Source organism: Paenibacillus sp. P5_B5, assembly GCF_056400365.1.
In genome coordinates, this window is record NZ_JBFULK010000013.1 from 133,532 (window position 1) to 146,613 (window position 13,082).

The 13,082-nt window shown below is 40.4% G+C and carries 17 protein-coding genes; 1 reads left to right on the forward strand and 16 read right to left on the reverse strand.

Translation table 11 applies throughout. The annotated features are described in order from the left end of the window. Positions 1 to 3: 3 nt before the first annotated feature. The 4 genes from AC1DOK_RS17445 to lspA all read right to left on the reverse strand — a co-directional run bounded on the left by AC1DOK_RS17445 (position 4) and on the right by lspA (position 3,308). Complete coding sequence (locus AC1DOK_RS17445; RefSeq protein WP_477555573.1) at positions 4 to 918, reverse strand: aspartate carbamoyltransferase catalytic subunit; 915 nt, start codon at positions 916 to 918, stop codon at positions 4 to 6. Then, on the reverse strand, positions 915 to 1,457 hold the full coding sequence (pyrR, locus tag AC1DOK_RS17450; protein ID WP_477555618.1) for a bifunctional pyr operon transcriptional regulator/uracil phosphoribosyltransferase PyrR: 543 nt from the start codon (positions 1,455 to 1,457) through the stop codon (positions 915 to 917). The genes AC1DOK_RS17445 and pyrR overlap by 4 nt, the downstream gene beginning before the upstream one ends. A gap of 356 nt (positions 1,458 to 1,813) precedes the next feature. Next, positions 1,814 to 2,731, reverse strand: coding sequence for an RluA family pseudouridine synthase (locus AC1DOK_RS17455; protein WP_477555619.1), 918 nt, complete (start codon positions 2,729 to 2,731; stop codon positions 1,814 to 1,816). 49 nt (positions 2,732 to 2,780) lie between these two features. Continuing rightward, a complete protein-coding gene (gene lspA / locus AC1DOK_RS17460) occupies positions 2,781 to 3,308 on the reverse strand; it encodes a signal peptidase II (RefSeq protein ID WP_477555574.1) in 528 nt (175 codons plus the stop codon). Positions 3,309 to 3,474: 166 nt separating this feature from the next. On the opposite strand from lspA, the gene AC1DOK_RS17465 reads away from it, so the two are divergent. Then, complete coding sequence (locus tag AC1DOK_RS17465; RefSeq protein WP_477555575.1) at positions 3,475 to 4,203, forward strand: TraR/DksA C4-type zinc finger protein; 729 nt, start codon at positions 3,475 to 3,477, stop codon at positions 4,201 to 4,203. 92 nt (positions 4,204 to 4,295) lie between these two features. On the opposite strand, the gene AC1DOK_RS17470 is transcribed toward AC1DOK_RS17465, so the two are convergent. The 12 genes from AC1DOK_RS17470 to ftsZ all read right to left on the reverse strand — a co-directional run bounded on the left by AC1DOK_RS17470 (position 4,296) and on the right by ftsZ (position 13,042). Continuing rightward, positions 4,296 to 4,436, reverse strand: coding sequence for a zinc finger domain-containing protein (locus AC1DOK_RS17470; RefSeq protein ID WP_477555620.1), 141 nt, complete (start codon positions 4,434 to 4,436; stop codon positions 4,296 to 4,298). Between the two features lie 215 nt (positions 4,437 to 4,651). Continuing rightward, positions 4,652 to 5,137 (reverse strand): DivIVA domain-containing protein, encoded by a 486-nt coding sequence (locus AC1DOK_RS17475; RefSeq protein WP_477555576.1) that lies wholly within the window; start codon positions 5,135 to 5,137, stop codon positions 4,652 to 4,654. Between the two features lie 105 nt (positions 5,138 to 5,242). Beyond that, on the reverse strand, positions 5,243 to 6,028 hold the full coding sequence (locus AC1DOK_RS17480; protein WP_477555577.1) for a YlmH family RNA-binding protein: 786 nt from the start codon (positions 6,026 to 6,028) through the stop codon (positions 5,243 to 5,245). 9 nt (positions 6,029 to 6,037) lie between these two features. Continuing rightward, the gene (locus AC1DOK_RS17485; RefSeq protein ID WP_477555578.1) at positions 6,038 to 6,298 is read right to left on the reverse strand and encodes a YggT family protein; all 261 of its coding nucleotides are present in this window, start codon (positions 6,296 to 6,298) and stop codon (positions 6,038 to 6,040) included. Between the two features lie 35 nt (positions 6,299 to 6,333). Beyond that, on the reverse strand, positions 6,334 to 6,801 hold the full coding sequence (locus AC1DOK_RS17490; RefSeq protein WP_477555579.1) for a cell division protein SepF: 468 nt from the start codon (positions 6,799 to 6,801) through the stop codon (positions 6,334 to 6,336). Positions 6,802 to 6,820: 19 nt separating this feature from the next. Then, the gene (locus AC1DOK_RS17495) at positions 6,821 to 7,495 is read right to left on the reverse strand and encodes a YggS family pyridoxal phosphate-dependent enzyme (protein ID WP_477555580.1); all 675 of its coding nucleotides are present in this window, start codon (positions 7,493 to 7,495) and stop codon (positions 6,821 to 6,823) included. A gap of 44 nt (positions 7,496 to 7,539) precedes the next feature. After that, on the reverse strand, positions 7,540 to 8,370 hold the full coding sequence (pgeF, locus tag AC1DOK_RS17500; protein WP_477555581.1) for a peptidoglycan editing factor PgeF: 831 nt from the start codon (positions 8,368 to 8,370) through the stop codon (positions 7,540 to 7,542). Between the two features lie 291 nt (positions 8,371 to 8,661). Continuing rightward, a complete protein-coding gene (locus AC1DOK_RS17505) occupies positions 8,662 to 8,976 on the reverse strand; it encodes a YlmC/YmxH family sporulation protein (protein WP_477555582.1) in 315 nt (104 codons plus the stop codon). Positions 8,977 to 9,069: 93 nt separating this feature from the next. After that, the gene (sigG, locus tag AC1DOK_RS17510) at positions 9,070 to 9,852 is read right to left on the reverse strand and encodes an RNA polymerase sporulation sigma factor SigG (RefSeq protein WP_477555583.1); all 783 of its coding nucleotides are present in this window, start codon (positions 9,850 to 9,852) and stop codon (positions 9,070 to 9,072) included. A gap of 151 nt (positions 9,853 to 10,003) precedes the next feature. Next, positions 10,004 to 10,726: an RNA polymerase sporulation sigma factor SigE gene (gene sigE, locus AC1DOK_RS17515; protein WP_477555584.1), complete on the reverse strand. Its 723-nt coding sequence runs from the start codon at positions 10,724 to 10,726 to the stop codon at positions 10,004 to 10,006. Between the two features lie 54 nt (positions 10,727 to 10,780). After that, complete coding sequence (gene spoIIGA / locus AC1DOK_RS17520; RefSeq protein ID WP_477555585.1) at positions 10,781 to 11,701, reverse strand: sigma-E processing peptidase SpoIIGA; 921 nt, start codon at positions 11,699 to 11,701, stop codon at positions 10,781 to 10,783. Between the two features lie 219 nt (positions 11,702 to 11,920). Then, positions 11,921 to 13,042 (reverse strand): cell division protein FtsZ, encoded by a 1,122-nt coding sequence (gene ftsZ, locus AC1DOK_RS17525; protein WP_477555586.1) that lies wholly within the window; start codon positions 13,040 to 13,042, stop codon positions 11,921 to 11,923. Positions 13,043 to 13,082: the final 40 nt, after the last annotated feature.

Sequence of the window (13,082 nt, forward strand, 5' to 3'; positions counted from 1 at the left end):
GACTTAATTCAGTGCTCGCTCAATAACTGCCATTCGAATCGGTACTCCATTACTCATTTGCGCAAAGATATGAGACTTCGGATGCTCAACTAGCTCATCATCTATCTCTACATTACGATTAACTGGTGCAGGGTGCATGATAATCGCATGAGATGCCATAGTCGCAGCACGTTCAACCGTTAAGCCATATTGTGCACGGTACTCTTCTGCAGAGCGAAGCATTCCTTTATCGTGACGCTCTAGTTGTACGCGGAGCATCATGACCACATCAGAGCGTAGTGCTTCCTCCATTGTTACATAAGGTGCATAAGCTGCTAGCTCTTCGCATCGCATATTGTCTGGAGCGCAGAGACGTACTTCAGCGCCAAGCTCTTGCAATGCCCATAAGTTTGAGCGTGCCACTCGGCTATGCTGTATATCTCCAATGATCGATACTGTTAAGCCTTGAATATGTCCAAAATGTTTACGCATCGTATATAAATCAAGTAACGCTTGTGTTGGGTGTTCATTGTTTCCATCACCCGCATTGATTAGCGGTACTTTAATTTTCTTAGCCATCTCAGCAAGTAGACCAATTGGTTTAAGTCGAATGACACCCACATCGATTCCCATCGATTCCACAGTACGAACAGTGTCGTAGATGGATTCACCTTTCTGCACAGATGACTCAGCAGCGGAGAAATTGATCACTTCAGCACCTAAACGCCTCTCTGCCATCTCGAACGAAGTACGTGTACGAGTCGAATTCTCAAAAAACATGTTAGCTACAAATTTACCATTCAGCACATTAGCTACCTTGCTCGGATATTGCTCCCAGTAAGCTGCGCGATCTAATATGCTTGTAAGCTCAGCTGCACTCATACCTTTTAGCCCAAGTAGATGTGCACCTCTTCTTAATTCTGTCTCTACGATACTCATTGTTGATTCCCCCTAAGGTGCTGCTGTATCATAACTGCGTCTTGATCGTCGATTTCAGAAAGTAACACTTCGATCTTCTCTGTTTTGGATGTAGGAACATTCTTACCTACATAATCTGGACGAATTGGTAGCTCGCGATGTCCACGATCCACTAGTACAGCCAGTTGAATCATTTCAGGACGTCCTAAATCAATGAGTGCATCCATCGCCGCTCTCACAGTACGTCCAGTAAAGAGTACATCGTCAAACAAAATAATCTTCTTCTCTTCTATGGGGAGAAACCCACCTCTATTAACTTCTTCAACCGCATTTACCTTGACGCGATCATCCCGATAAGAAGTAATATCAATCTCTCCAACAGGAAGAGTCACACCTTCAATCTCTGATATCAGTGCGCCGACACGCCTAGCTAAGTAAATACCACGCGTCCGTATTCCGATTAGTATACAATCGTCTACACCTTTGTTCTTTTCTAAAATTTCATGAGATACACGAGTCAAAGCTCTTCGTATTGCCATTTGATCCATAATTGCATGCATTGTCGAATCTGCCAAAGAGTATTCCTCCCTGAATCTAATTTTGAGCCAAAGCGATTTATTCAATCAAAAAAACCCTTGCCGCTGGTGGCAAGGGTTGGTCATAACAGTACCAGAGCTATAATAATTCGTTGTGCGCTTGCACAAGCGAGCTATTCATGACTCTCATCAGACTTTGTGCTCCCTGCATGAAGTAGTAGTCACCCCAACAGGTACCAAAAAATCTATTCTGTTCAGATCGTTTACCTTGCCAGCCTCTCTGGACTGTTTTTAAAGGTACTATTTAACTCGAAAAAAATTATCGCATTTTAAACGTCAAAAGTCAACAAACTTATTTAATTAATTGAATTACCGAGCTTCTATCTTAAACGTAACGATTCCAATAATCGTGTCATATCATCTGGTAGTGGCGCCTCGTACTGCATGAACTCCTGTGTCCGCGGATGTACAAATCCCAATACAGCTGCATGTAGTGCCTGCCCACCATCCATCGTAATCCTCTGAACCGTTTTGGTACGACCATATGCAGGATCACCTACTAAAGGATGTCCGATAAACTTCATATGAACCCGAATTTGGTGCGTACGACCGGTTTCAAGCTTTAGCTCGACAAGTGTACAATCACCAAACCGTTCTATGACTGAGAAATGTGTGACGGCATGCTTCGCATTTTTCTCCGTAACTGTAAACAGCTTCCGATCATTAGGATCACGTCCAATAGGTGCATCAATTGTGCCTTGTTCATGGGCTAAATTTCCCTGTACGAGCGCAATGTATTTTCGACTAACTGTATGTGCCTTGAACTGCGCTGCCAAGTCAGCATGTGCTTTATCATTTTTGGCAGCTACGATCAGCCCTGACGTATCCTTATCAATCCGGTGTACGATGCCCGGACGCATAACGCCATTAATGCCGGATAAATCTTTACAATGATAAAGCAGCGCATTCACAAGCGTACCACTCTGATGACCTGCAGCAGGATGAACGACTAGCCCCCGCTGTTTATTAACGACAATTACATCCGAATCTTCATAAACAACGTTAAGTTCAATGGATTCTGGCATAATTTCTGCAGCCTCTGGTTCTGGAATTAGTAAAGTAATGGTCTCGCCCGCAGATAATTTATGATTAGACTTAACATTTGCGCCATTAATCTTAGCATGTCCATCTTTAATCCACATTTGTACCTGAGTTCGAGAAACATCCTCAAGACTTTCGGCCATAAACTTGTCCATTCGTTCCCCAGCAGCTTGCTGATCAATTACCCACTGTTGCATTTCTTCTTCATTTAGCTCATCGAACTTATTCGTATTGTTATATGTTTGACTACTCATTCTTACTCCCTCTGACTTCATTCTGTTTGTTCTCCTTGTTTTCCTCGCGCCATACTAATAAGGTATCTAGTACAAAAAGAATACCGCCTATCACAATTGCACAATCGGCCACATTGAATATCGCATACTCATAATCTATATGCTTACCGAACAGATCGAATACAAAGCGGAAATGGAAAAAATCCGTTACTTCCCCAAATAGTAAACGATCGATAAAATTACCAATAGCTCCGCCTAAGATGAGACCAAGTGCAAGCGGAAGTAGACGTTTACCGGTGTTTCTAATTTTTTGCAAGAAAATAATGACTCCGATAACGACAACAATTGTTATAACTACGAAAAACCAACGCTGATCCTGCATAATACCAAATGCTGCTCCTCGATTTCGATGCGATGTAAGCTGAAAAAACTGCTCACCTATTACCGAAATCGATTCACCTAACGTCATATATTCTCGAATTAACCATTTAGATAACTGATCAACCAATATCACAATGAACGCAATAAGATAATAAACCAAGCTTTCTTCCTCCTTAAAATTCATATAGCTTACAGTCTTTTAGAAGAAATTATATCATTTAGAGATAATTACCAAATTTTATAAATTCTATATAACTAAAATTAGTTCGCTAAGCTCACACTACTTATAAGGTTACATCATAAGAAGGGAGCTGCACAACTACAACATGAAACATTTAGCTAATCATGAGCTCCTAGAGCTGAAAAAATGGCTCTTAAACGAGAAACAAAGTCTTGAGAAACGTGCACATGATAATCATTCCTTTGGATTATCAGATTCATTAGCCGAGAACACGGGTGAGCTATCTTCGTACGACAACCACCCTGGCGATTTGGCCAGCGAACTGTACGAACGAGAGAAAGACATTGCATTAAATGAGAGCGCAGAAGAACAGTTAGAAGAGACCAATGATGCACTAGAGGCTATAGCTCTTGGCACATATGGTGTATGTTTAACATGCGATAAGCCAATTTCATTCGAGCGACTTCAAGCCATACCGACAACGCTTTATTGCAAAGAGCATACGCTTAGCAGAGAAACTTCAGATCGCAGACCAGTAGAAGAACAAGTTTCAGGCTTGTCTTATGGCAATATTGGTCTCGATGAATCACCTGAACTTAATGCTTTTGATAGCGAGGACACCTGGCAAGTAGTCGCAAGCTGGGGAACATCTAATACACCTGCAATGTCAGAAAATCGTGAGGTTACCTCATATGACGAAATGTATGTCGATGCCGATGAGAATGATGGTTTCGTTGAACCATTCGAGAGCTTCTTAGCTACAGATCTATACGGGAAGCAATTGTCTGTTATTCGCAATAAAAAATACTACGATTACATGCATAGTGGTGAAGGAGAATCCTTGCTCGAACCTGAACAATGGACAGAAGAATAACCTCGGTCTATTGAGCAACGATAAATAATCTGCGATATGCACAATTAGGAAACGGCCTCGTCCAATAGGACGGGGTATCCGTTTCTTTAGGTCTATTCTTTATAATGTGTATCAACTACCTGCGAGCATCTTACGCAAAGTGTTGGATACTCATCATTTTGTCCGATTTCAGGGGTTACTATCCAGCAGCGCTCACATTTATCACCTTTGGCTACTAGTACTTCAATAGCTATACCATTTGCTTTGTAGACATCACATAGCGATTTAGATTCTTTAACAACAAAAAACTCCTCATCCCAAAAGGGACGAGAAGTTGACTCTCGGTACCACCCTAGTTAAAACAACCGAATAAAAACCTTCGTTCCATTATGTAAACAAAGCTGTTATGAATCGTTTCCACCGCGTAATTGATAACAGAATTACCCGATTCTCCTATAGTCAATATGCTCTATTCATCCGCTCTAGCAGATGCAGCTTCTTCAAATGAATTCCAGCTTTCACCGCCAATAATCTCCATTTGTGCTTCGAGCAGAGTACGAAAACGCATACGGAATATTGAAGCTTGCTTCTTTAATTCCTCTGTTTCGATTGCAACTTTACGAGATTTAGCGAGTGCATCGTTAATAATTCGGTCCGCATTCTTCTCTGCTTCTTTAATTATTAACTGTGCTTCCTTCTTGGAATTATTCTTCACTTCATCAGCTGCTTCTTGAGCGACAATAATCGTTTTACTTAAAGTTTCCTCTATGTTGGAAAAATGCCCTAATCGTTCTTCTAATGAAACGACTTGAGCTTGCATCTCTTTATTTTCCCGAATCAAGGCTTCATAATCTTTAATCACCTGATCCAAAAATTCATTAACATCGTCTTCATCGTAACCTCGGAAGGATCTGGAAAACTCTTTATTATGAATATCTAATGGTGTTAACGACATTGGTGCACCTCCTGAAATTAAAACTCCCTTATACTTATATCGGTTATAATTCTAATTTCGACAGAAAAAAAAGAATTCCTTTAATTAAAGGTATATTAATATCGATTAAGAGGAGTATTTTCCGATTTTCACTCGAATTCTTCCCTTTTTCGTCATGCCTTCAACTTCAAGGATTCTAAATCGTCCAAAACCTTGCATAGAAACAACATCGCCTGCTTTTAGCTCTTTGCTTGGGCTCAGCTCTGGCTTCCAATTCACACGACATCGACCCGCTTGAATCGGAATCAATGCCTTAGCACGTGATAGCCGGTAAGCATCACCTATAATCCCATCGAGCCTCAGCGAAGCAACCGTAAAGCTCATTTCTTCCAATCGTGGACTCACGGTTTGAAGCATGGACAAGGGCAAGACTTCAGTCTGAACATGCGCCCTATGTACCTGAGAGAGCTGTAGATGCATATAATTAATCGCTTCCGATGCGATCAAAATATGACAGAATGATTCATGAACATGAATATCGCCTACTTTATCTCTTTTCATCCCAAGCCCTAATACAGCCCCCATGAAATCTCCATGTGCAAGTGTTTCGAACTTACTATCTGCTGATGTAATCGCGAGTACTTCAATACCTATATCGTCATCATCTAAATGATAATAATCGGGAGCAATAATCGCACGCTTGCGCTCAGCTTCTTGGTAACCACCATCAAATCTACAGTGCACATTCAATTCCCGATTAACAAGTGTAGTTAATATGTTAGCTTGTCTTGGGTCAAGAAAATCAGTTCGTTTGACAGCATGTAGCTCAGCTGCCCCAGCTACCCACTCTGCGGCTCGATCGACAAAATGACGTTCATCAGGGTGAAAATGATTGTAAATATCCTTATACATAACGATCACCTATAGGTACAAGAATATTTGAGCAACCCCGATTTGGATAAAATACAAAGCAAATAGCGCCACGATCGGTGAAAAGTCAATCATACCAAGCGGCGGAATAAACTTACGAAATACTGACAAATAAGGTTCAACTACCTTACCTAAGAACTCCCCGATAAAACTATCACGAGCATTAGGTACCCATGACAGTAAAATATACCCAATAATTAAGTATCTATAGATATTCAGTAATGTTAAAACAATATCTTGAACAAATCCCACATACTCACCTCAAATTGATGTCTTTAGTCTTGATCTTACAACTCATTCATGATTTCAGATATAGTGCCTTGAATCTCCATTGAATCCGGTGTGCACAAATAAATACTTGGCCCTAATTTGGAAATTGAACCGTTCAAAGCATACACTGTTCCACTCAAAAAATCAACAATACGCATCGCAACATCAGAACGAACTCTCTGCATATTCACAACAACGGCACGTCTTGAACGCAAGTGATCTGCAAGCTCCTGTGCGTCATCAAATGAACGTGGTTCAAACAATACGACTCTTGAATTTTTAGTTGAATGAATGGATACCACATTGCTTTTATTCTTCATACGTGATTCGAACGGTGTGGTTTCAAATTCTTCTTCGATCTGATTCTGAGATTGAGATTGAAATTGTGATTGAGGCTGCGATTGTAGTCTCTCTTGTTCCTCTAAGAACTCTTCTTCCTCTTCCTGTAGTCCCAGATAGTTCATCACTTTTTTGAAAACTCCCATTATTAATCTCTCCCTTTCTTTATAGTATTGCGCTGCCTACTCTGACCCAAGTTGCCCCTTCCTCAATTGCCACTTCAAAATCGCCTGACATTCCCATAGATAGATGCTCTACCTGATAATTCAGTATCCCTGATTCATTCAGCTCATCACGTAGGCGTCTTAGCTCCCGAAATACGGGTCTAGTCGCTTCTGCTTCCATTTCATAAGGCGCCATTGTCATTAAACCAACAATATGAATATGTGAAAATTGTCTAAGTTGATTTACAAATTCATGCAATTGATCAGGCTCTAAACCATATTTGGACTGTTCCCCAGAAACATTCAACTGAATAAAGCAGTTTTGCTGAATTCCTAAAGCAGCTGCTTTCTTCTCTATTTCCTCTGCTAATGCAAGCCGATCAAGAGAATGAATATAAGTGAATTTCCCTATGATATCCTTAACCTTATTTGTTTGTAGATGACCAATAAAGTGCCATATTCCACGATCATTTAATTGTTCCCACTTGTCCTTGGCATTCTGCCACCGGTTCTCACCGATATGTTTGAGTCCCTGGTCAAATACGGCTCTAGTTTCTTCGACACCAACATATTTAGTTACGGCTATTAATTGAACATCTGCTGAATCTCGACCTGATCTGGCGCAAGCAGCATCAATCCGCTCTTTGACAAGGTTAATTCGTTCCTCTAAATTCATCACTGTCAACTCCTGAATCTTAGCGTTTCAATCATGTTGTTTAATTACTGTTTAATAGCAAGCCAAGCAATCATTCTACCCGTTGTACCACCTTCTGCACGATAGGAGAATAACTGATCAGTATGACAACTTGTACACAACTTTGATATTTCGATATTGGATGACATAATTCCTGCTTCTAGCATCAACAAACGATTAATTTCTTGTAAGTTTAGCATATACTTATTGGGATTAATTGACAAGCGAGGTGCTATGTCGACGGTATGTGCCATTTGATCAACTACATCCTGATTGACTTCGTAACAGCATTCACCAATTGAAGGCCCAATTGCCGCTTTAATATGAGCTGGATCGCATCCATATGTCTGCTTCATGGTCTGAATCGTATGCCTCACAATATCGAGTGAAGTTCCTTTCCATCCTGCATGTGAAACCGCAATGACTTGACGAACAGGGTCCACGAAATATAGTGGTACACAGTCTGCATACATCACACATAAACTTATATCTGGTTCTGCTGTTACCATTGCATCTACATCAAGGATTGCGTTCTCCTTGTCTATTCTTCCTTTACCTCGCTCAGCCTTAGTCACAACGGCTACCTTATTCTTATGGACTTGCTCTGCGAATGTGCAGGACTCAAAAGGCATCCCAATTGATCTAGCCAAAAGCTCTCGATTAGCTATAACATCAACTGGATCATCACCTACATGGAGTCCAAGGTTAAGCGATTCATACGGAACTTTACTAGTCCCCCCAATTCGCGAAGTCATTCCTGCAGTGATAAATGGGAATTGTTCCATCCAGGCTTGAAGCAGGTAAAGTACGGGTGAATTGGGTTGTTCCGTTCTTACAAAAGGTTCTCCCTGTTTCATGCTTGTCCTCCTACTCCTGACTAACTTGTCATAAGCTCCATTACGTTCCTAACTAGTTTACCACAACAACTAATGAATTTCCGTTTTTATACTTTCTGATTAACTAAGAAGAAACAGTTTCACCGTCTTTACAAGGGCGGATGCGTTTCTTAAAGTGATACCTAGAATTTATGATTTGAAAGTTATTAACTCTATATCACCAAGAAGAAACGGTTTCACACTCTCTTATTCACTAAAAAAAGCACTCCAGTGAGCTGCGATACTATCCGCCGCTCACTAAGTGCTTTTATATTACGAACGATATTGCTTACTGTAATCATACGAAGAAGAAGAGGAAGAAGATTCGTTCTCCTCATTCGTACGATATAATCTGCCTTCATCAAGCTTCACTAAAACAACATCTAAACCAATTTTCACAATATTCTTCCACGGAATAATTACATCAGCACTACCACCGAATAGCCCAAAAAACTTTCCTTGTGTAGGTACAATAATGGCATCGATTCTCCCTAGACGTAGATCTAACTCTAAGTCACTAACCTGTCCAAGCTTCTTTCCATCGATGATATTAATGACATCCTTCGTTTGAAAATCTGATATTTTCAAGGCTTTCACCACATATCCTAGAGTTTTTGAAGGCTTCAGAGCATTCTTCTTTACTAGTATATGTGGAGGATAGGCAAAATGTCTTAAAATTTCTTACGACTTCACATGCTTTTGCATTTGAGAAATAGCCGATTTCTCAAGTCGTGATACTTGTGCTTGTGAAATACCGATTTCATCTGCAACTTCCATCTGAGTTTTCCCATCAAAAAAACGCATGGATAAGATCATTTTCTCTCGATCACCGAGCTTACGCATAGCTTCTCGTAAAGCAATACCTTCAATCCATGACATGTCTTTATTACGTTCATCGGATATTTGATCCATGACATAAATCGGATCACCACCGTCATGATATATCGGTTCAAACAAAGACACTGGATCTTGTATCGCATCAAGTGCGAAGACAACATCTTCCTTAGGTACGCCCAGTGCCTCTGATATTTCATAAATCGTTGGTTCACGTGAGTTCATATTCGTTAACGAATCACGAACTTGTAAAGCCTTATAAGCAATATCTCGAAGCGAACGGGATACTCTGATCGGATTATTATCTCTTAAGTATCGCCTTATTTCACCAATGATCATAGGGACGGCATACGTAGAGAACTTCACATTCTGACCTAAATCAAAATTGTCAATTGCTTTCATTAATCCAATACAGCCTACCTGGAATAAATCATCTACAAATTCACCGCGGTTATTAAAGCGTTGAATGACGCTTAGCACCAATCTAAGGTTACCGTTAACTAATTTTTCCCTCGCACTTCGATCATGTTTCGTTTGTAGGTCAGTGAACAATATACGCATCTCTGCGTTCGTCAGTACAGGCAGTTTGGCGGTATCCACACCACAGATCTCGACTTTATTACGTGTCACAAGCAACTACCTCCCAAGGAGAAACATTACTGTTAATTATCTCCTCGAAGGTTTTTTTTATGCGCAGCTTTATGTCACTTTATGTCTATTTCCGCTAACACAAATCAGAATGCAAACGCTTAACTTCAATATTAGTCTAGCTTGGATTCGCTTACACCATCTTGTTAAATTCTTTTCGTAGTCGTTTAATGATTCTTTTTTCGAGCCTTGATATGTACGATTGTGATATACCTAATAAATCAGCGACATCTTTCTGTGTTTTTTCTTCACCATCCTGCAAGCCAAAGCGTAATTCCATAATCACCCGTTCACGCTCAGACAATTTATCTAGAGCTTTTTGCAAAAGTTTACGATCTACCTGCTCCTCTATATTCCGATATATGGTATCATTCTCCGTGCCCAGTACATCTGAAAGGAGTAGCTCATTCCCATCCCAATCAATATTAAGCGGCTCATCAAAAGATACTTCAGTACGGATTTTGGAGTTGCGCCGTAGATACATCAGAATTTCATTCTCGATACATCTCGAAGCATATGTAGCAAGCTTAATTTTCTTTTCAGGATCAAAAGTGTTAACAGCTTTAATAAGACCAATTGCTCCAATCGACACCAAATCTTCTATGTTAATTCCTGTATTTTCAAATTTACGAGCTATATAGACAACCAAACGCAGATTACGTTCTATTAGCATAGCGCGTATAGCCGTATCTCCACTTGGAAGCTTATCAAGTAAGTATTCTTCTTCCTCTTTACTTAATGGGGGAGGTAATGCTTCACTGCCTCCAATATAGTAAACCTCATCACCTTTTAGACGTAATACAACCAGAAGGTGATAATAACGAATTTGCAACCAGAGTCTCCATTTTACAAGCATTCTGCTTTCCTCCCTGTTTTATCTTTTACAATAATTTCAGGTTACATTGGGTTATTACCCCTCAGCAACCAAAGCTGGATGAATGATAGCTTGATAAGTATGATCACGACTTAACACTCCACCGTCTAATCCAATAAGGACCTTTTCCGTTACGATTTGCTGATTGTTATATGTAACGATAACCTTATCTGGCTTAATCGCCAGCATAAACTGCGTGTTCCGATTCACACCTCGATAAGGAACGAATCTCAGACGATCTTGCCATTCAGTTGATTCTACGATTAAATCCGTTATTAATTGATCCCCCCTTGATGAACGAATATGATGAACCCAATCACTTGGAATAAATCCTTCATATGTGGTAACCTCCATAATCATAACGGGCATTCGGGTAAGTGGATCATGGAGTTGATTACCTGTATCGATCATTCCAGTGCATGTAGAAACAAATTGATCAATATGAACCTCCACCGTGGCTAAATAGTTCACGATCTGCTCTCGCCGTCTCTGACTAGCAAATACTTTGCGAATGAATAATAGCATAATGCAGGCCAGTATTACGATGAATGTCAGGCCAACCTGTACACCAGAATCTCCTCCACCTGAATGGGTATAGAGAATACCGTTTACGACATCACTTGAATTTTGCAATAAATACTTAACTCCTAATATCCCTCCTGCAGCAACAAAGTTTACAACATAGAAAACTGATAGATTGCGTAAATAATTTAGAAAGCTACCATATGGAAACGCAACTGCAATCATCAGCAAGGAAAAGCTAATTTTCACTAGGAATGTGTATAAGAAGGATAGCTCAGGGAAAAACATCATACAAACATAGGAAGCTCCGATAGCTGCAGATAACAGTAGCCTCCACCAGACAAGCCTAATTTTTCGTATTTTGGCGCAAGTATACAGCATTGCTCCATCCATTAGGAGGTTCAAAAGAAAGATCAAATCTACGTAAACGATCAACTTTATTCCTCCAATGTCAGAACTTCTGATCTGAGATATTGCATCATAAGTTAGGCTCTTAAACAGATAACATCAGTATAAGGAAACCAAATTTCAAAGTCTGTCTAAACTTGGGAGTTGTCCATCACTATTTTTGTCGTAACAAGCGGAATCATATGAACGATAAACAACACAAAAAAGCCTTAACCTATGAAAGGTTAAGGCTTCTAGTTTCTTGTATTAATCAAAATTACGATTGCGGTTATTACGCATGAAGGCAGGGATGTCAAGCTGATCGCTTGATGGCTGTGAGCCTCCAAATGGTTTTAAATTATTTACTTTAGGTTCTGGTTGTTCAGGTTGAGTCTGACCTAGGCGGCGATTAGCTTGTGCCTGATTTGTTGGTGCTTTGTATTCAAAACCTGTCGCAATAACAGTTACAACAATCTCTTCCTTCAAGGTTTCATTAATAACAGCACCAAAAATCATATTCACTTCAATATCAGACGATGACGAAACGATATCAGCAGCTTCATTAACCTCATACAGGGAAAGATTAGTTCCACCTGTAATATTCAAGAGCACGCCTTTGGCACCTTCGATTGAAGTTTCTAGAAGTGGTGACATGATCGCTTTCTTAGCGGCTTCAGCAGCGCGATTCTCACCTGTCGCTATGCCAATTCCCATTAGCGCTGATCCACGTTCAGTCATAATCGTCTTAACGTCAGCAAAGTCAAGGTTAATCAGACCTGGTACAGCAATCAAGTCCGAAATACCTTGAACACCTTGACGTAATACATTATCTGCTTCACGGAAAGCCTCAAGCATTGGTGTTTTCTTATCAACAATCTCAAGAAGACGATCATTAGGAATGACAATGAGTGTATCAACCTTTTCTTTAAGTGCTGCAATTCCTTGTTCTGCCTGTAATTGACGTTTACGACCTTCAAACGTGAAGGGACGAGTTACGACACCTACAGTAAGTGCTCCGCACTCCTTAGCAATTTCAGCAATGACTGGAGCTGCACCTGTACCAGTTCCTCCACCCATACCTGCAGTTACGAATACCATATCTGCTCCACGCAGTGTATTCATAATTAGTTCACGTGATTCCTCAGCAGCCTTCTTACCAACATCAGGATTAGCTCCAGCGCCTAAACCACGCGTAAGCTTGTCCCCGATCTGTAATCTATGCTCTGCTTTAGCCATATGTAATGCTTGTGCATCTGTATTAACGGTTATAAATTCTACACCCTTCACACCGTTCTCAATCATCCGATTGACAGCATTACTTCCCCCGCCACCAACACCAATGACCTTAATCTGTGCAAGCTGGTCTAATTCCATATCAAATTCAAACATCAGAGTAATCCCCCTAACATATCATTCGCTCATCCTTCGT